This is a genomic window from Thermoanaerobacterium sp. R66, from assembly GCF_028895185.1.
In the GTDB taxonomy this organism is placed as follows: domain Bacteria; phylum Bacillota; class Thermoanaerobacteria; order Thermoanaerobacterales; family Thermoanaerobacteraceae; genus Thermoanaerobacterium.
Genome location: NZ_JAEUWW010000001.1, coordinates 1,433,110 through 1,451,263, shown reverse-complemented (window position 1 = coordinate 1,451,263; position 18,154 = coordinate 1,433,110). Strand labels below are relative to the sequence as shown.

General features: G+C 36.2%; 19 protein-coding genes and 1 riboswitch. Of the genes, 15 read left to right on the top strand and 4 right to left on the bottom strand.

Annotated elements, in window-relative coordinates:
• Positions 1 to 81: 81 nt before the first annotated feature.
• Positions 82 to 267, top strand: a complete 186-nt coding sequence (locus JJQ93_RS07385; RefSeq protein ID WP_013787494.1) for a hypothetical protein — start codon at positions 82 to 84, stop codon at positions 265 to 267.
• A gap of 43 nt (positions 268 to 310) precedes the next feature.
• Here the strand turns inward: JJQ93_RS07385 and JJQ93_RS07380 are convergent, their stop codons facing one another.
• On the bottom strand, positions 311 to 1,189 hold the full coding sequence (locus JJQ93_RS07380; protein WP_274893280.1) for an AraC family transcriptional regulator: 879 nt from the start codon (positions 1,187 to 1,189) through the stop codon (positions 311 to 313).
• Between the two features lie 340 nt (positions 1,190 to 1,529).
• On the opposite strand from JJQ93_RS07380, the gene JJQ93_RS07375 reads away from it, so the two are divergent.
• The 12 genes from JJQ93_RS07375 (at position 1,530) to JJQ93_RS07320 (ending at position 16,054) form a co-directional block, all read left to right on the top strand.
• Entirely contained in the window at positions 1,530 to 2,909 is a 1,380-nt protein-coding gene (locus tag JJQ93_RS07375) for an MFS transporter (RefSeq protein ID WP_274893279.1), read from the top strand.
• Between the two features lie 33 nt (positions 2,910 to 2,942).
• The gene (gene uidA / locus JJQ93_RS07370; protein ID WP_274893278.1) at positions 2,943 to 4,748 is read left to right on the top strand and encodes a beta-glucuronidase; all 1,806 of its coding nucleotides are present in this window, start codon (positions 2,943 to 2,945) and stop codon (positions 4,746 to 4,748) included.
• Between the two features lie 296 nt (positions 4,749 to 5,044).
• Entirely contained in the window at positions 5,045 to 6,094 is a 1,050-nt protein-coding gene (gene uxuA / locus JJQ93_RS07365) for a mannonate dehydratase (protein ID WP_274893276.1), read from the top strand.
• A gap of 59 nt (positions 6,095 to 6,153) precedes the next feature.
• Positions 6,154 to 7,758 (top strand): mannitol dehydrogenase family protein, encoded by a 1,605-nt coding sequence (locus tag JJQ93_RS07360; RefSeq protein ID WP_274893275.1) that lies wholly within the window; start codon positions 6,154 to 6,156, stop codon positions 7,756 to 7,758.
• Positions 7,759 to 7,921: 163 nt separating this feature from the next.
• Entirely contained in the window at positions 7,922 to 8,113 is a 192-nt protein-coding gene (locus JJQ93_RS07355) for a hypothetical protein (protein ID WP_014759418.1), read from the top strand.
• Between the two features lie 372 nt (positions 8,114 to 8,485).
• On the top strand, positions 8,486 to 9,490 hold the full coding sequence (locus JJQ93_RS07350) for a hypothetical protein (RefSeq protein ID WP_274893274.1): 1,005 nt from the start codon (positions 8,486 to 8,488) through the stop codon (positions 9,488 to 9,490).
• A 198-nt stretch (positions 9,491 to 9,688) separates the two neighbouring features.
• Positions 9,689 to 9,973, top strand: a complete 285-nt coding sequence (gene groES, locus JJQ93_RS07345; RefSeq protein WP_013787499.1) for a co-chaperone GroES — start codon at positions 9,689 to 9,691, stop codon at positions 9,971 to 9,973.
• Positions 9,974 to 9,986: 13 nt separating this feature from the next.
• Positions 9,987 to 11,612 (top strand): chaperonin GroEL, encoded by a 1,626-nt coding sequence (gene groL / locus JJQ93_RS07340; RefSeq protein WP_014759415.1) that lies wholly within the window; start codon positions 9,987 to 9,989, stop codon positions 11,610 to 11,612.
• An 80-nt stretch (positions 11,613 to 11,692) separates the two neighbouring features.
• A riboswitch (purine riboswitch) is annotated at positions 11,693 to 11,790 on the top strand.
• Between the two features lie 83 nt (positions 11,791 to 11,873).
• A complete protein-coding gene (gene guaB, locus JJQ93_RS07335) occupies positions 11,874 to 13,328 on the top strand; it encodes an IMP dehydrogenase (protein ID WP_014759414.1) in 1,455 nt (484 codons plus the stop codon).
• A 12-nt stretch (positions 13,329 to 13,340) separates the two neighbouring features.
• The gene (gene guaA, locus JJQ93_RS07330) at positions 13,341 to 14,879 is read left to right on the top strand and encodes a glutamine-hydrolyzing GMP synthase (RefSeq protein ID WP_274893273.1); all 1,539 of its coding nucleotides are present in this window, start codon (positions 13,341 to 13,343) and stop codon (positions 14,877 to 14,879) included.
• Entirely contained in the window at positions 14,870 to 15,028 is a 159-nt protein-coding gene (locus JJQ93_RS07325) for a hypothetical protein (protein WP_274893272.1), read from the top strand. Before guaA ends, JJQ93_RS07325 begins: the two co-directional genes overlap by 10 nt.
• 99 nt (positions 15,029 to 15,127) lie before the next feature.
• On the top strand, positions 15,128 to 16,054 hold the full coding sequence (locus JJQ93_RS07320) for a phage tail protein (protein ID WP_274893269.1): 927 nt from the start codon (positions 15,128 to 15,130) through the stop codon (positions 16,052 to 16,054).
• 309 nt (positions 16,055 to 16,363) lie between these two features.
• On the opposite strand, the gene JJQ93_RS07315 is transcribed toward JJQ93_RS07320, so the two are convergent.
• Genes JJQ93_RS07315 through JJQ93_RS07305 form a run of 3 tightly spaced genes read right to left on the bottom strand, consistent with a single transcriptional unit; the run spans position 16,364 to position 17,540 of the window.
• Positions 16,364 to 17,113: a Fic family protein gene (locus JJQ93_RS07315; protein ID WP_045413273.1), complete on the bottom strand. Its 750-nt coding sequence runs from the start codon at positions 17,111 to 17,113 to the stop codon at positions 16,364 to 16,366.
• Entirely contained in the window at positions 17,110 to 17,307 is a 198-nt protein-coding gene (locus JJQ93_RS07310) for an FmdB family zinc ribbon protein (RefSeq protein ID WP_085111638.1), read from the bottom strand. The genes JJQ93_RS07315 and JJQ93_RS07310 overlap by 4 nt, the downstream gene beginning before the upstream one ends.
• 17 nt (positions 17,308 to 17,324) lie before the next feature.
• Positions 17,325 to 17,540, bottom strand: a complete 216-nt coding sequence (locus JJQ93_RS07305; protein WP_045414007.1) for a helix-turn-helix domain-containing protein — start codon at positions 17,538 to 17,540, stop codon at positions 17,325 to 17,327.
• A 278-nt stretch (positions 17,541 to 17,818) separates the two neighbouring features.
• Here JJQ93_RS07305 and JJQ93_RS07300 point away from each other — a divergent pair, with 278 nt between their 5' ends.
• Complete coding sequence (locus JJQ93_RS07300; RefSeq protein ID WP_045412996.1) at positions 17,819 to 18,001, top strand: hypothetical protein; 183 nt, start codon at positions 17,819 to 17,821, stop codon at positions 17,999 to 18,001.
• On the top strand, positions 17,998 to 18,132 hold the full coding sequence (locus JJQ93_RS07295; RefSeq protein ID WP_269318783.1) for a hypothetical protein: 135 nt from the start codon (positions 17,998 to 18,000) through the stop codon (positions 18,130 to 18,132). The genes JJQ93_RS07300 and JJQ93_RS07295 overlap by 4 nt, the downstream gene beginning before the upstream one ends.
• The last annotated feature ends 22 nt before the right edge of the window (positions 18,133 to 18,154 follow it).

Here is an 18,154-nt window from a genome sequence, read left to right as displayed (position 1 = left end):
TTATCTTCTTGTTTGTACCTGGCTTCATAGTCGAAGAGCCTAAAGCTTGATTAAATTTAAAATTTTAAAAGGAGGATTATTATGGCAGGAACAAGTTCAGTATTTGGCGAAAGCAATTTGCTGTTCTTCTTCTTAATTCTCGTTGTCCTTATGGGCGGCGGATGGTTTGGCGGAGCATGGTCAATGGAAACATTGCTGTTCTTCTTCGTACTTTTAGTCATAATCATGGACGGTGGAATGGGATTATTCTTGAATCAAGTCAAATAAAGTAAATGGTCCTATCTTGCGGTAGGACCATTTGTTTTACATATTAGTTGGCAATATTTTTTTGATAAAGTTTTTTAAATTCATTTGGAGATAGGCCAAATTCTTTTTTAAATGCACGGTAGAATCCAGCATAATCTTTAAAACCACATTGCTCGTAGATTTTTGATATGGGTACATTTGATAAAATCATATTTTTTGCAATTGTAAGCCTTCGCTGTAATATGTAACTATAAACTGACACCCCTATTTTTTCTTTAAATAAATGAGACAGATAATATTTGCTTATATAAAATTCTGAAGAAATTTTTTCTAGAGATAAATCGTTAGTTGCATTAGTTGTTATATAGCTAATAATTTTATTGAGCAAATCGTCAGAACTCTTATTTATGACAAATGGACCTTGAAAATATACAGAACGATTTAAATGCACAAGAAATTGAGAAATCAGTGAATAACATAATAAATCTTTGCTCATATTATTTGAGTAATATTCGTCTATTACCATTAATAGTAATGCGTATAAAGGTTGCCAACGTGATTTGTCCAATCTTATAAGTTTATTATTTAATTCTCTGCATTTATTAAAAGAAAAATAAATATTATTGTCTAACTTATAGAGTTCATCCATGTATTCTTTGCTAAGCCATATTACGATTCGCTCATATTTTCCTGTAGAAGTATTCAAAATTGGGTAATGATTATCGTGTGGCGATATAAATAAAACATCTCTTGGTTTCAAACTATACAAGTTTCCTTCTACAACGTAATCTATTGAGCCATCAATAAAAATGTAAATTTCATAATGGCTATGATAGTGGGAATTTATATTTATGTTTGTATCGTCCAGTCCACTGTAATGATATATTTCAAAGTATTGGTGCTTCATTTGTTGACTCTGATTAAATTTTTGAAATTTTTTCATACTTATTTCCTTTCTTTTAAAATAGTTGCAATTGGTTATGAAATTATATTAAAGTTTCAACAAAATTTAACGCAAGATTAACAATGTTAACGACAAACTTTAATATATTATTTGTCAGTATTTTGCTTTATAATTCAATTATAGCTTATTGAATTTTTCTGCTCAATATATTAGTGTTTTTTAATTAAATGTATATTAGTATATTTGAAAGGAGGCGTGTTAGTAGTATATTTAACTTGTGTGTATTTTCTTTTTTATGAATTTTATAAGCTTTATGAATACGATTTTAAATGGAATTGTTATTCAATTTTAATTAAAATTTTTAGGATGGAGTGGTAATATGAGAAAGTTTGGAATGATTGATAAAATCGGATATGCTTTTGGAGATTTTGGCAATGACATGTTCTTTATTACTGTTTCGGCATTTTTAATGCTTTTTTATACAGATGTATATGGGATATCTCCAGCGTTAGTTGGAACTATATTTTTAGTGACTCGTTTGTATGACGCATTTTTCGACGTCATATGGGGACGATTTATAGATTCTCGCCCAACAACAAAGCAGGGAAAATTTCGTCCATGGGTTTTAAGGATGTTTGTACCATTGTTAGTTTTTGATGTTTTAGTATTTACTTATATACCAAGTTTGACAAACAATATGAGTATAGTTTATTGTTTCATAACTTACATGTTATGGGCCACGTTTTACAGTACTGTCAATATACCATATGGTTCAGCGGCATCTGTTATAACACAAGACCCTGTTGAGCGTGCTTCATTATCAACATTTAGAAGCGTTGGGGCGGCTTTTGCTGGTGCTATAGTCAGTTTCTTAGTTCCGCTTTTAGTGTTTGTAAACGGTAAAGCGAGTGCAAGTAGATTTTTATATATGGCAATTGCATTTGCCGTAGTTGCTGGTGTAGCGTATTTATTGTTCTATTTTATGACAATTGAGAGGGTTCAGGCTCCGGTCGGGACAAAGCAGAAACTTGATTTAAAGATTACTGCTAAAGGGCTCATAAAAAATAGGCCATTTTTAGCAATAGTTGTTATATTTCTTTTGCTGCTGCTGGCATCTTTATTTGGAATGGGTATGAACAGTTATCTATTTAAAGATTACTTCCACAATACAAAGGCTTTGTCATTAGCATCGCTTGTTTCAATGGTTGGAACATTAGTTTTAGCGCCTTTTGTAACTCCTTTAGTGAAAAGATTTGGTAAAAAAGAGGTATCTGCAGTTGGTACATTATTATCAGTGATAATTTATTTTATCATGTACTTAATGCCAACGCATAATGCTTATCTGTTTGTTTTGCTTATGTTTTTAGCAAATTTAGGATTTGGTTTGTTCAATTTAGTAAGTTGGGCTTTTATAACAGACGCTATAGATTATCAAGAAATTTTAACTAAAACACGAGAAGATGGGACAATATATGCTTTCTTTTCATTTGCTCGCAAGGTTGGGCAAGCTTTAGCAGGTGGATTAACTGGATATGCATTAGCAGCCATAGGTTATGTTGCTCAAAAAGCGGGAGAACCGCCTGTTGCACAAACAGTACAAGTAGCAAATGGCATTAAAGCAATTGCGACGTTAATTCCTGCTTTGGTTTATTTAGCAGTATTCCTGTGCTTACAATTTTGGTATCCACTTACAAAATCAAAATTAGCAGAGGTTCAACAACAATTGAAAGAAATAAGAGCTGCAAAAGCTGAAGAATAAATAAAAATTAATTATAGAAATGGAGTGTTGTAAATGTTATACCCAAAATTAAATTCAGCACGTATGCTTATTGATCTTTCAGGAATATGGGATTTTAAAGCTGATGATGGCAATGGATTTTCTGATAAGTGGTATGAAAGAAAATTAGAAAATCCGCTAACAATTGCCGTTCCAGCATCTTACAATGACCAGAAAGAGTCAATTGATTTAAGGGATCATTATGGGTATGTGTTTTATCAAAGAGAAGTTGCAGTTCCCAAATATTTGAAAGGACAAAGGATCGTATTAAGATTTGGCGCAGTGACGCATTATGCTAAAGTATACTTAAATGGTGAGCTTATCTGTGAGCATAAGGGAGGTTTTTTGCCATTTGAAGTAGAGATTCAGGACATAATAAAATTTGATGAATCAAACCTTTTGACAGTTGCAGTAGATAACAGGATAGATTACAGTAGCTTGCCTGTTGGCAATGAAAATGGAGGAAATATATTAGGAGGGGGACTGCTGCCATCAGTACCTGGAGTTACTCCTAAAAAACAAAATGCGCCAAACTTTGACTTTTTTAACTATGCGGGAATACATCGACCAGTAAAAATTTATACAACTCCTTTGAAGTACATTAAAGACGTAACGATAGTGCCAAATGTGGATGGAAATGATGCAAAAGTCGTATATTCTGTTGAAACAGTCGGCGATGGTGATGTATTACTTACAATCTATGATGAAAACAACGAAATAGTAGCAAAAGCAAATGGAAAAGAAGGAACCTTTATAATAAAAAATGTTAAGCTGTGGCAACCATTGAATGCTTATCTTTACACAGCTAAAATAACATTTGGTGAAGATATGTATGAGCAGACATTTGGCGTTAGGACAGTTGAAGTTAAAGGAAACCAGTTTTATATAAACGGAAAACCATTTTATTTCAAGGGATTTGGAAAACATGAGGATTCTAATGTCCACGGCAGAGGTATTGATGAAGTATTAAATGTGAAAGATATTTCATTGATGAAGTGGATGGGAGCCAATTCATTCCGTACAAGTCATTACCCATACTCTGAAGAGATGATGAATCTTTGCGATAGGGAAGGTATAGTTGTAATAGATGAGACACCTGCTGTAGGAGTTAACTTGAATTTTGGTGGAGTCGGTAGTAGCAAACAAGTTGATACATTTAAAACAATTAGAACACATGAGCATCATAGAAAAGTCATTAAAGATATGATTGAGAGAGACAAAAATCATCCATGTGTTGTAATGTGGTCATTGGCAAATGAATCAGATACTATGACAATACCTGATAGCGCATATGAGTATTACAAACCACTTTATGAGCTTGCACACAAATGTGATCCTCAAAATAGGCCTGTAACAATAGTTGGCGTACAAGGCGATTACACAAAAGATAAAACATTACCTGCTATGGATGTGATATGCATAAATCGCTATTATGGATGGTATATCTATGGTGGTGATTTAGATGCAGCAAAGCAAGCATTGACATTAGAACTGGAATATTGGCAAAAAGTAGGAAAACCTGTTATATTCACAGAATTTGGAGCAGATACAATTGCGGGATTGCATTTAGCAACGCCAAATATGTTTACTGAAGAATACCAAGTTGACTTTTTGAAAGCTAATGTAGAAGTATTTGATAAATTTGAATGTGTTGTTGGTGAACAAGTTTGGAACTTCGCTGATTTTCAGACGATTCAAGGCATAATGAGAGTTGATGGAAACAAGAAAGGTGTATTTACTCGCGATCGCCGGCCAAAGCTTGCAGCCCATTATTTGCGCAATCGTTGGTTAAGCTTGCCTGATTTCGATTATAAATTTTAGAAATGAGTTTAGTTGCAAAAAGATGATGGTATTTACATCATCTTTTTGCAATATTAAAGATGGTATAAGATATAATCTAATTCACTATGAGATATGCTTTTAAAAAATTTTAGTCGTTTCAAATAATTTTATGTGCTAAACAAAATTAACAATAGTTTAGACAATTTGTAATATAGCGTTTTAAGATTTACTAAATTATAATTTTTCATATGAAAAAGATAGATTATTATGTTAATAAAGACTTCATGCCAGTTTTAACATGACTAAATATTATCATAAAGAATGGAGGAATATAAATGTATATGACATTTCGATGGTATGGTGATGATGATAAAGTTACCTTGGATAAAATAAGGCAAATACCGGGCATTGAAGGAATTGTTTCTGCGATTTATGATATACCTGTAGGTGAAGTGTGGCCATATGAAAGAATTGTTAGCTTAAAGAATGAAATTGAAAAATACGGATTCAGATTTGATGTGATAGAAAGTGTACCTGTTCATGAAGATATAAAACTTGGACTGCCAACAAGAGATAATTACATCAATAAATATAAAGAAACACTAAGGAACTTAGCAAAAGCAGGAATAAAGGTTGTATGCTATAATTTTATGCCTGTATTTGATTGGACTAGATCTGAATTGGATCACAGACTTAATGATGGTTCAACGGCTTTAATTTATGATCATGAACAAGTAAAACATATGAATCCATTAAATGGTGATTTATCTTTGCCAGGTTGGGATACAAGCTACAAGAAAGAAGACTTGCAGGACCTTTTAAGACAGTATCAAAATGTTACGGAAGAAGATCTTTGGAAAAATCTCGAATATTTTTTAAAACAAATTATACCTGTTGCTGAAGAGGTAAAAATAAAAATGGCCATACATCCAGACGATCCGCCATGGTCAATATTCGGTTTGCCGAGAATAATAACTAATAAAGAAAATTTAGAAAGACTTATAAATATTGTTGATAGCACATACAACGGAATTACCTTGTGTTCTGGTTCACTAGGCGTCAATCCTGAGAATAATATTCCTGAAATAATTAGATATTTTGGCAGAAAAGGGAGGATACATTTTGCACATACTCGCAATGTTAAAATAACGGGCTACAAATGCTTTGAAGAATCATCGCATAGAAGCAAAGATGGATCATTGGATATTGTTGAAATTATGAAAGCATATTATGAAATTGGCTTTGATGGTCCTATGAGGCCAGATCATGGAAGAATGATTTGGGGCGAAAATGGAAGACCGGGATACGGATTATATGATAGAGCGCTGGGTGCTATGTATTTAAATGGCATATGGGATACTTTAGTCAAAAATGTTAACAAATAACTTTGCTTAAATAGAATTTTACCTTTTCTTTTATGCATGTTATCGAAAGGATGGCACGGATGAAACTTAATTTAGAAAATTTAATAAATACTAATTATTGGGACGAGCTAGGAATCAAAATTCCTCAGTATGATTTGTTAGATATTGTAAAGAAAAGTTATAATGAACCTAAATGGGTTCACTTTGGCCCAGGGAATATTTTCCGAGGCTTTGTTGCACCTTTAGTACAGAGACTATTAAATAAAGGTTTAGAATCTAGCGGTATAATAGGAGTTGAACCTAGAAGCGATGAAAATATTAGAAAAATTTATAGTCCACATGATAATTTGAGTTTGCTTGCTGTAATAAAATCCGATGGAAATATAGAAATTGAGATTATTGGAAGCATAGTAGGCTATTTTGTTGCTGATCCTTTTTCTAAGGATTGGCAACAAATTAAAAATATGTTTGCAAATCCTTCTCTTCAAATAGTTAGTTTTACTATAACAGAGAAAGCTTATAAATTAATAGATTTTTATGGTGACTTTATTGATGAAGTAAAAAAAGATATTGAAGAAGGAATTGAAAAACCAAAGCATATTATTTCTAAAATAGCTTCTTTGCTATATCATAGGTATAAAACATGTAATGCCCCAATAGCACTTATGAGCCTCGATAATTTTTCTAAAAATAGTGTTAGACTTTTTGAATCAATAAAGTTGATTGCTGAAGAATGGATTAAAAGAAATTATATTGAAAGCGAATTTTTAGATTATTTAAATGATCCAAAGATGGTTTCATACCCTATTACGATGATTGATAATATTGTACCTGCTCCGATGGGATTTGTATGTGATTATTTAAAAGAAAAAGGCTTTGAAGATATAGATATAGTTAAAACAACAAAAGGCAATTTTGTCGCACCATTTGTTAATGCTGAGGAAACACGTTATCTTGTAGTAGAAGATAATTTTGCAAATGGAAGGCCTCCACTTGATAAAGTAAATGTAATTTTGACAGATAAAGATACTGTTATAAAAGCAGACAGAATGAAAGTTACCACGTGCTTAAATCCAATACATACTGCATCGGCAATTATTGGCAAATTACTTGGATTTCAAACTGTTTACGATGTTATAAGCAATGAATATGTTGAAAATTTTTTGAAAAACATGGTGTATAAAGAAAGTTTAAATGTTATGGAAGATCCAAAAGTTATTAATCCAGAAAAATTTCTGGATGAAGTTTTTAATAAAAGGCTTAAAAATAAATATATAAAGGATTCTATTGACAGAATTTTGACTGATACATCTCAAAAAATGCCTGTCAGATTTGGAGAGACTATAAAAGCTTATGTCAATAGTGAGAAATACGATGCGGATAGTCTTGTATATATACCAATGGTTATTGCATTTTGGTTAAGGTATTTAATGGGTATAGATGATAATGGAAAGCCATTTGAAATTTGCTCAGATCCTCTTTTAGAAAATTTAAAATATTCCATTTCAAAAATAAAAATGTATGATAAAAAAACTGTAGATGGAAATTTGAGAGAAATATTGTCTAATAAAAATATTTTTGGCTTAGATTTGTATAAAATTAACTTAGGTAAAAAGATAGAAGACTATTTTTCTGAACTTATTTCAGAGAAAGGTTCAGTCTTTAGATTAATAAAATCTATGTAATAGAATTTTAAAGCACATATTTTTTTAAATTCAATTGTTTATTTTATAACAAACTTTCTGATGCTTATATTTTTAGATTTCATGCCATATCCTATAGAAATCAATATCAATAATCAAAAATAAGAATATAATGAATTAAAGTAAATTAAATGGAGCTGATCTTATGAATATATCTGGAAATACGCTTCTATTCTTTTTTGTCATATTGACTGTCGTAATGGATGTAAGGTTTGAATTCGAAGATTTGCTGTTTTTCTTTCTTCTGTTAGTCGTCCTACAGCAAGACAAACCGCGGAAAAAAGCAAGGCGCTTTTTGTGGTCACTGGCCACCATGAATTTCAGTAACAATATTTAACACATCACGTATAATGTATTAGGTCCTTGAGGCCAAAAAATAAAGGAGGTTTTTAGTATGCCTGAAGGAAAAGGAGCAGCATGGGGCGGCGGATGGATCTGGATCATAATCATAATACTAATAATTTTCCTCTTTGTACCTGGAATATTTGTGGTCGATAAATAATGTGAAGGGGGTTTTCATATGCCTGAGGGAAAAGGAGCAGCATGGGGCGGTGGATGGATTTGGATCATAATAGTGATCCTTATAATCTTCTTGTTTGTCCCAGGTATTTTTGTGGTGGATAAGAAATAAAAGCATGGGGCAGGTGATAATAAACCTGCCCTATACATATATTATTTAAGAAGTATTTAAAGAAGTGGGGGATTTGCTGTGGATAGAGAAAAATTACTAAAGGTATTGATAATTGAACTTTTCATAATATTTTTTATCAGGTTTCAAATTTTTGATGGCTTAAGTCTTGAAGATGAAAGGCGGCTTTTAAAGAAAAAAGAAGACGAAGAGATTGTGGATCATGGTAAAGATGATAAAACAGAAAGCAAAAAGGACGATGAGAAGAAAAACGATTTGGATATATTTGAGATAATAGAGAAAAGCAAAAACTTTATGGGAAGCGTTAAACCATATCTACACAGGAAGGAACAGTACTACATAGATATATTCACAAAAATTGCCGAAATACTTGAATGCCACAGACAGTTGATGGAATTTAATCAAGAAGCTGAAGTGCAAGAAGACGACTTCGATCAGATTGGAATGCTAAAAGCAGTAAAACCGTATATGAAAGAAGATAAACAGATAATCATAGATAAATTTATAAAACTTCACGAAGGAATACAAAACCTAAACGAGAAAATGAAAAAATACGAAGTTGAAGGAGATAAAAATAACATCATAGATAAAATCTTGGACATTTTTGAAGCGATAAAACCTGTTATTCCGGATGATAAAAAGGACATGGCAGAGAAAATCATAAAGAATATAAAGCTTGTAGAAGCTTTGAACAAGGCTGAAAGCATTATGAATGCAAAAAATAGCGAATCAAGGCACGAGAAGGTGGAAGAAAGCGATAAAGGCGATGTGAAGAATGATTTATTTGACAGATCTAAAGAAGATAAAAATATAGAAGAAGTTAAAGATGCAGAAAACACCGCAAGTGATGAAATGGTGGAAGATGTAAAAAGCAATGATTCAGAAAAGGAAACAAAAGAGGATGATGTGCCGAAAAATCTTGGACTTACAGAGCAGCAGTCGGAAGTCGTAAACGGTCTTAAATCAATGCTTACAAAGGAACAGCAGCAATTTATGTACAACATGATAAATTATCTAAAACAACAAAGTTCAAATGGCAATGTAAATAATGTTGCAGGCAGCTAAAGCCTGCATTTTTTGCGTAAATTCAATATTAATCGTATAATTAGAAGATAAATGGGAAAAATCTATAATAATCGTCTAAAACGGCAAAAATTAGAGAAATTTGGAGTTTGCCATGAACTTGTAATTAAACTAATATAAAAAGTGTGATGATTAGCACTCGCCATGAATGAGTGCTAACAAATTTCGAGGAGGGATATTATGAGATTAAAACCACTTGGTGACAGAGTTGTAGTAAAGGTTACTGAAGCCGAAGAGGTAACAAAAGGCGGGATTGTATTGCCTGGCACTGCGAAAGAAAAACCTCAACAAGGTGAAGTACTTGCTGTCGGCTCTGGTGAATACATAGATGGAAAAAGAGTCGAGCTGGAAGTAAAAGTCGGAGACAAAGTAATATTCTCAAAATACGCTGGCACAGAAGTAAAACTTGATGGAGAAGAATATCTTCTCTTGAGGCAGAGCGATATATTAGCTGTAGTAGAATAAGGAGGTAGAAGAAATGGCAAAGAAAATTTTGTACGGTGAAGATGCAAGAAAGGCTTTGGAAAGAGGCGTAAATGCTGTTGCCAACACAGTTAAAGTAACATTAGGACCAAGAGGCCGTAATGTTGTTTTAGATAAAAAATACGGTTCACCAACGATTACAAACGATGGTGTCACAATTGCAAGAGAGATTGAATTAGAAGATCCTTTTGAAAATCAAGGCGCGCAGCTTTTAAAGGAAGTTGCAACAAAGACAAATGACGTTGCTGGTGATGGTACAACAACGGCTACTGTATTGGCACAAGCTATGGTATTGGAAGGTTTAAGAAACTTAGCTGCTGGTGCAAATCCAATGCTTTTAAGGCGTGGTATGGCAAAAGCTGTCGATGCTGCTGTTGAAGGATTAAAGAACATATCAAAACCGGTAGAGGGAAAAGATTCTATTGCACATGTTGCATCAATTTCAGCGGCTGACGAGGAGATCGGAAACTTAATAGCTGAAGCAATGGATAAGGTCGGCAAAGACGGCGTAATAACAGTAGAAGAATCAAAGTCAATGAATACGACTATTGAAATAGTTGAAGGAATGCAGTTTGACAGAGGCTATATTTCACAGTATATGGTAACTGATACAGATAAGATGGAAGCAGTTTTGGACGATCCTTTAATACTCATCACAGACAAGAAGTTGTCAAATATCCAAGACTTGTTGCCATTGCTTGAGCAAGTAGTACAACAAGGCAGGAAGCTTTTGATAATTGCAGATGATGTTGAAGGTGAAGCACTTGCAACATTAGTAGTTAATAAATTAAGAGGTACATTTACATGCGTTGCAGTAAAAGCTCCAGGATTTGGCGACAGAAGAAAAGAAATGCTGCAAGACATAGCTATCTTGACAGGTGGCCAAGTAATATCTGAAGAAGTAGGTCTTGATCTCAAAGAAGCTAAAATAGACATGCTTGGCCGCGCAAGACAAGTAAAAGTGACAAAAGAAAACACTACAATAGTTGATGGTGCAGGAAATGCTGCAGACATAAAGAACAGAATAAATCAGATAAAAGTTCAGATCGAAGAGACTACATCAGATTATGACAGAGAAAAACTGCAAGAAAGATTGGCTAAACTTTCTGGCGGTGTTGCAGTAATTCAAGCTGGTGCTGCTACAGAGACAGAGCTTAAAGAAAAGAAACACAGAATAGAAGATGCTCTTTCAGCTACGAGAGCTGCTGTAGAAGAAGGTATAGTTCCTGGCGGTGGCACAGCACTGTTAGATGTCATACCAGAAGTACAAAAAGTAGTTGATTCATTAGAAGGCGACTTCAGGACAGGTGCTCAGATCGTGCTGAGAGCATTAGAAGAACCAGTAAGGCAGATAGCAAGAAATGCTGGTGTTGATGGCTCAGTAATCATTGAGAAGATAAAAGAATCAAAAGACCCTGCTTTTGGTTATGATGCATACAAAGAAGAATTTGTAGACATGTTAAAAGCAGGTATAGTTGACCCAACGAAGGTTACAAGGTCAGCACTTCAAAATGCTGCATCTGTTGCGTCAATGATATTGACAACAGAAGCAGTTGTGGCAGACATACCAGAAAAGAATCCACCAGCTCCAGCAGCAGGGGCAGGCATGGACATGATGTAATGAAAATAACCGGGGATGCCCGGTTATTTTTTTTTGTACTGTTGACATGGACATCTAAATTTGTTATATTGTTTAGTAATTTAATAATAAAATCTTATCCGCATATAATCTGGTGAATAGGCACTGGAGTATCTACAAAGAGCCGTAACTCTTTACTATGGGGAGTTATTGTTGTACTCTTTTTTGCCTGAACGAAATTCTCTGTTCGGGCATTTTTATTATAAACTCAGGCATAATAAATTTTAGAGGAAGGGGATAAAAATGGCTGATAAATTTGTTAAAGAAGGACTGACGTTTGACGATGTTCTGCTTATACCGGCAAAATCTGATGTGCTGCCAAAGGAGGTTGACACTAAAACACGCCTTACAAATAGTATAATGTTAAATATACCATTGATTAGCGCAGGGATGGATACTGTGACAGAATCTTCTCTTGCCATTGCAATAGCAAGAGAAGGAGGGATTGGCATAATACACAAAAATATGCCTATAGAAAGACAGGCTTTAGAGGTAGATAGAGTTAAAAGGTCGGAACACGGTGTTATAACAAATCCTTTTTATTTGTCACCAGAACACAAGATACAAGATGCTGTAGAGCTTATGGAAAGATATAGGATATCTGGAGTGCCTATAACGGTTGATAACAAACTTGTGGGGATAATCACCAATAGAGACATAAGATTTGAAAGCAATTTAGACAGGCCGATTAAAGAAGTCATGACAAAAGAGAATTTAGTCACTGCACCTGTTGGGACTACTATAGATGAGGCTCGGGAAATACTTAAAAAGCATAAGATAGAGAAGTTGCCTCTTGTGGATGATGACAACAATTTAAAAGGATTGATTACTATTAAGGATATTGAAAAGGCTGTAGAATATCCTAATTCTGCAAAAGATTCGAGAGGAAGATTGCTTGTTGGTGCTGCTGTAGGTGTTTCTGCGGATGTCATGGAAAGAGTTCAAGCTCTGGTAGATGCCAATGTAGATGTTGTGGTGGTTGACACGGCTCATGGACATTCTGTCGGTGTCTTAAATACGGTGGAAAAGATAAAGAATAGATTTCCTGATCTTCAGATCATTGCTGGAAATGTGGCGACTGCAGAGGCTACAAGAGATCTGATAGAAAGAGGTGCTGATTGCGTTAAAGTAGGCATCGGACCTGGTTCAATTTGCACAACGAGAGTGGTAGCAGGAATCGGAGTTCCTCAGATTACAGCAATTTATGATTGTGCGGAGGAAGCCGATAAATATGGTATACCTGTAATCGCAGATGGTGGCATAAAGTACAGTGGAGACATCGTCAAAGCGATTGCTGCTGGCGCATCTACAGTGATGATTGGAAGTCTTTTTGCAGGGACCGAGGAAAGCCCTGGTGAAGTAGAAATATACCAAGGAAGAAGCTATAAAGTATACAGAGGAATGGGCTCAATATCAGCAATGAAGAGCGGAAGCTCTGATCGATATTTCCAGGAAGGCATGAAAAAACTTGTTCCTGAAGGTGTAGAAGGTAGAGTGCCTTACAAGGGACCTTTGAAGGATACTGTTTACCAGATGATTGGAGGCTTAAGGGCTGGAATGGGCTACTGCGGTGTCCACAATATTGAGGAGCTCAGGACGAAGACAAAATTTATAAAAATAACGAATGCGGGATTAACTGAAAGCCATCCACATGATATAATTATTACGAAGGAAGCTCCAAATTATAGTATTAAATAAAGGAGGATTTTGATGGGGATTAATAGAGAAGTCATATTGATACTTGATTTTGGCGGCCAATATACGCAGCTTATTGCAAGGAGAATAAGGGAAGCAAACGTGTTTTGCGAAATTGTTCCGTACAATATAAAGCCAGAAGAAATTGATAAAAGACAGCCTAAGGGTTTGGTACTGTCAGGGGGACCTGCCAGCGTCTACACAGAAAATGCGCCAATGTGCGATGAAGGTATATTTAAGCTAAAATATCCTATACTCGGCATTTGTTACGGTGCACAGCTTATGACGATGATACAAGGCGGAAAGGTTGCGGAAGCACCTGTAAGAGAGTATGGGAAAACTGATGTTGTGATAAACAACAACATTCCTTTGTTTAAAGGGATTGAAAAAGAGACAAGTTGTTGGATGAGCCACACGGATCAAATAGAATTACCTCCTAAAAATTTTAAAGTCGTTGCATCGACAGCAAATTGCCCTATTGCAGCAATCGCCAACGTTGAAGGAAAGCAGTACGCCGTACAATTCCATCCAGAAGTAGTACATACTCCAAGAGGTACTGAGATAATCAGGAATTTCTTGTTTGAAGTATGTGATTGCTCTGCAGATTGGACAATGGATTCACTTATAGAGCAGACTGTAAAAGAGATAAGACAAAAAGTCGGAAATGACAAGGTTGTCTGTGCGCTAAGCGGTGGTGTTGATTCATCTGTTGCCGCAGTTTTGGTAAATAGAGCAATACACGACCAGCTAATATGTATTTTTGTAGATAACGGTCTTCTCAGGAAAAACGAAGCTGAAAAGGTAGTCGACACTTTTAAAAACAATTTTGATATGGAGATAATAAAAGTAGATGCAAAGGACAGATTTTTAGAGAAGCTAAAGGGAGTCAAAGATCCTGAAGAAAAGAGAAAGATAATAGGGAACGAGTTTATAGAGGTATTCAAAGAAGAAGCAAAAAAAATCGGCGATGTGAAATATTTAGTGCAAGGCACCCTTTATCCAGATGTCATTGAAAGCGGAAGCCCTGTCGCTTCAACGATAAAAAGCCATCACAATGTAGGCGGATTGCCTGAAGATGTAGGATTTGAGCTTATTGAACCATTGAGAATGCTTTTTAAAGATGAGGTGAGACAGGTTGGAAGAGAACTGGGTATGCCTGATGAGATTTTGAATAGGCAGCCTTTCCCTGGACCGGGACTGGCAGTCAGGATACTCGGGGAAGTGACAGAAGAAAAATTAAACATATTGAGAGAAGCCGACAGCATCGTGTTAAGAGAGATGAAAAAATACGGCTGGTACAACAATGTATGGCAGTCTTTTGCTGTATTGCCAGATATAAGAAGCGTCGGTATCATGGGTGATGACAGAACGTATGCATACCCGATAATCTTAAGGATTGTAGAAAGCAACGATGGAATGACGGCAGACTGGGTGAAGATGCCATACGACATTCTCGAAGACATATCTACAAGCATTGTAAATGAAGTGTACGGTGTAAACAGAGTCTTGTATGACATCACATCGAAACCACCAGCTACAATCGAGTGGGAATAAAAGCAAGCAAGGCAGGCAATAGCAAAGCTGCTAAAGATGAGTATGTAACCGCAGGAACTAAAGCAGGAATGGTCGGAATTGGTGCCTTAATTGGTGCCGGAATAGGCGGCGCAGCGGCTTTCTTCACAGAAACTATACCGGAGAAATAGGGTGAGCTCTGGAATAGCGTCGGCGATTTCTTCACCGAGACCGTACCGTATGCGGTAGGATATGCCGTAGGAAAAGCGGAGGTCTTTTTCACAGAGGATGTGCCGAGGTTCTTTTCAGATTTATGGAATGGGATTTCAACATTCTTTACTTCAACATTACCAACCTGGGCCTCTAATGTATGGAATGGCCACATAGTACCATTTTTCACAGAAGACATTCCAAACTTCTTCGGAGGGATATGGAGCAGCATATCGACATTCTTCACTTCTACCCTTCCGACATGGGCGACAGATACCTGGAATAACAACATCGTGCCATTCTTTACACAGGATATCCCGAATTTCTTCGGAGGATTGTGGACCGGTATAACAACATTCTTCACTTCAACGCTACCATCCTGGGCGACCAGCGTATGGGAAAACAATATAGTCCCATTCTTTACGCAGACAATCCCTGGCTTTTTCAGAAACTTGTGGAGCTCGATAAGCGGATTTTTCACGCAGACTTTGCCAACACTGGCAATGAACGTATGGGTAAGCATTAAGAGCTTCTTTACCGACACAATCCCGAGCTTTTTCGGTGGCCTTTGGGATAAGGTAAAAAGCTCCTTCGGTGCGGGATACAAAGCCGGAAAAGGCAGCTCTATACAAGAACATGCATGGGGCGGTATAATGACAAAACCGCATATGGGCATCGTGGCCGAGGACGGAGCTGAAAGCCTTATTCCATTAAGCCCAAGCAAGAGACAAAGAGGCCTTGACTTATGGCAGCGGACCGGTGAACTCCTCGGAGTTAGGGCCTATGAAGACGGCGGAATAGTAGGCGAGGAACCGGATGAAATCCCGGTAGCTTCTGCAACCGGAAAAGCCAGTCAAAACATAACCATCAAAGTGGGAGTCAAGGCAGAGCCTAAATTCACGATCGAAGGCAGCGGAGATAACACTGACGAAAACAAAGTGGTGGCCATATTGAAAGCCTATATCCGTGAAATGACCGACGACATAAGCCCTTTCCCAAGTGGATAAGGAGCTGAATGATCTGGCAGTTAAGACAGGCGAACGAATACTGGCAGCATATGAGACCAGCAAGGGGAAGATCTGGATTATTACCGAATGGGACAGATCTGCGACGACAATCCTCTTTCCAAATGAATATTAACGGCCATAGCCCTTCCATGTCATACAATAAAACTACACCAGGAACACAAAGAGAGCCTCCAGGACTTTATCACGGTATAGGCTCTCTTTTTTATATAAAAGCGGAATGGCTTAAATATTACCACTGGGTATATTTTGAGCGGAATCTTAAGGATTAGATGCCGCTCTTATTTTATTTTATGACTGATTAGGAAAAGGAATATGCAGTAATCTCATAATCTCCTTTTCAGACTCCAAAACGCGTTCGGCAATAAAGTCCATAAAAGGTTGATCATCTTCATGAGCCTGCTCCAGTAAGCTAATATACTCATGACGTAAGACCGGTGGAATTATGGCCAACATATAACCATCTTGAATAAGCGCTGTATTCATAAGCAACCGAGCTACTCTCCCGTTTCCATCTATGAAAGGGTGAATAAATACAAACCGTTTATGCAGCTGGGCGGCAAATTGAACCGGATGGTATTTATTACGTTCGGAGCATGCCCATTGGAACAGTTTTTTCATTTCCCCTTCTATCCGTTCTACTGGGCATACTTCATATTTTGAGCCGGTTATAAAGACCGGGCGATCGCGGTATTTTCCTGCTTCCTCGGCATCAATACCTGTATAGAACATTCGGTGCATTGTAAGGGCGTCTTCTTCGGTTATTTGATAACTATTAAGCAATGTAAACATGAAATCATAAGCCTTTGCGTGTCCCAGGGCTTCGAATGTATCTCGAAGAGGCTTTCCTCCGACAGTCAATCCATCTTCCAGGAGGATCTTTGTTTCACTTAAAGTGAGAGTATTTCCTTCAAGAGCATTACTGGACCATGTAAGGCCTATGCGATAGTAGTTTTTAATTTCATGAAGCAAATGGCCTTCAAAGGGACGCTTTTCATCAATGGCCAGCTTGTAGCGGTCGATTTTTTCATATATAGTCATTGATTAACACCACCCTCCGTAACTACTTTTTGCGTGGTAATAATTCCGCTTGTTACTTCGCTGCCATTTTCAGCACCACACCACGGACAATTTATGCTTTCTCGTTCTTTCCCACCGGGATATCCTGCGTTTGATATGGTTACAGTGAAGCGTTTACCACAGGCTATGCACTTGTATATGCCATTATTGAGCAATTTAATACCTCCCTTTTTTAGTATGTGACTTTCTCGCCAGATGGCAGTATAAAAGAACTCTCGTATTTACATCCAGCAGCTTCGGCTATTTTTTTTAACTCATCGACAGTGAAAGTTTCTCGCTTCATCTTTTGATTAAAGGCCTGTGGACTTTTCCCAGACATCCTTCCAAGTTCGGAGACACTTATTCCAAGCTTTACGCATAGAATTTTCAGCTGTTCAGATACTGACATATAACCACTCCTTTCCCTCTCCTTTCGATATTCTCATTATAAACGAATATATTTAATAAATCAACGATAATATTTCTATTTTATTGAGAATCGTTAAATTGGTCATTGGCACATAAACAATATCGTTTATATTATAAACAGAAATAATTAAAGGGAGTGATTACATGAGTACAAATGAATTACTAAGCAAAGTTAGAGAACTTAAAGAGCTTCAGACAATGGAGGAATAAGTTAAGGGAGACGACATTCAAAGCATATTTAGAGAACACATTCGACAAATGACAGATGTTGAAATTATTCAGAGACTTGAGACATGCTGGGATAGGACTGAAGAAGCGCTTTTGTTAGATGAAATTAAGAACAGAAAACCAAATATTTTTTCAAAATACTACAACACAATAACCTGGCAAACAAATGTAGCCAGTTTAATTGTAGAATTAAAAAGGGAGGTTACGAAATGACAAAGCAGGAGTTTAAGCGTCTTTCAAAGCGAGATTTCACGGATGCAGAATATGAAGCAATCGAAACCGTTTATACATTCCATCCAGCCATAAGCGAGACGGAAGGCAAGCAGCAGATCGCTTATGAATAATAGAAATAACAGAAAACAATAG

Excerpts from the sequence above, each read along its gene's own strand:
- JJQ93_RS07300 (WP_045412996.1), top strand. The coding sequence starts at position 17,819 with ATGACAGATGTTGAAATTATTCAGAGACTTGAGACATGCTGGGATAGG.
- groL (WP_014759415.1), top strand. The coding sequence starts at position 9,987 with ATGGCAAAGAAAATTTTGTACGGTGAAGATGCAAGAAAGGCTTTGGAA.
- JJQ93_RS07295 (WP_269318783.1), top strand. The coding sequence starts at position 17,998 with ATGACAAAGCAGGAGTTTAAGCGTCTTTCAAAGCGAGATTTCACGGAT.
- JJQ93_RS07315 (WP_045413273.1), bottom strand. The coding sequence starts at position 17,113 with ATGACTATATATGAAAAAATCGACCGCTACAAGCTGGCCATTGATGAA.
- guaB (WP_014759414.1), top strand. The coding sequence starts at position 11,874 with ATGGCTGATAAATTTGTTAAAGAAGGACTGACGTTTGACGATGTTCTG.
- JJQ93_RS07305 (WP_045414007.1), bottom strand. The coding sequence starts at position 17,540 with ATGTCAGTATCTGAACAGCTGAAAATTCTATGCGTAAAGCTTGGAATA.
- JJQ93_RS07355 (WP_014759418.1), top strand. The coding sequence starts at position 7,922 with ATGAATATATCTGGAAATACGCTTCTATTCTTTTTTGTCATATTGACT.
- JJQ93_RS07380 (WP_274893280.1), bottom strand. The coding sequence starts at position 1,189 with ATGAAAAAATTTCAAAAATTTAATCAGAGTCAACAAATGAAGCACCAA.
- uidA (WP_274893278.1), top strand. The coding sequence starts at position 2,943 with ATGTTATACCCAAAATTAAATTCAGCACGTATGCTTATTGATCTTTCA.
- JJQ93_RS07385 (WP_013787494.1), top strand. The coding sequence starts at position 82 with ATGGCAGGAACAAGTTCAGTATTTGGCGAAAGCAATTTGCTGTTCTTC.
- JJQ93_RS07375 (WP_274893279.1), top strand. The coding sequence starts at position 1,530 with ATGAGAAAGTTTGGAATGATTGATAAAATCGGATATGCTTTTGGAGAT.
- uxuA (WP_274893276.1), top strand. The coding sequence starts at position 5,045 with ATGTATATGACATTTCGATGGTATGGTGATGATGATAAAGTTACCTTG.
- guaA (WP_274893273.1), top strand. The coding sequence starts at position 13,341 with ATGGGGATTAATAGAGAAGTCATATTGATACTTGATTTTGGCGGCCAA.
- JJQ93_RS07360 (WP_274893275.1), top strand. The coding sequence starts at position 6,154 with ATGAAACTTAATTTAGAAAATTTAATAAATACTAATTATTGGGACGAG.
- groES (WP_013787499.1), top strand. The coding sequence starts at position 9,689 with ATGAGATTAAAACCACTTGGTGACAGAGTTGTAGTAAAGGTTACTGAA.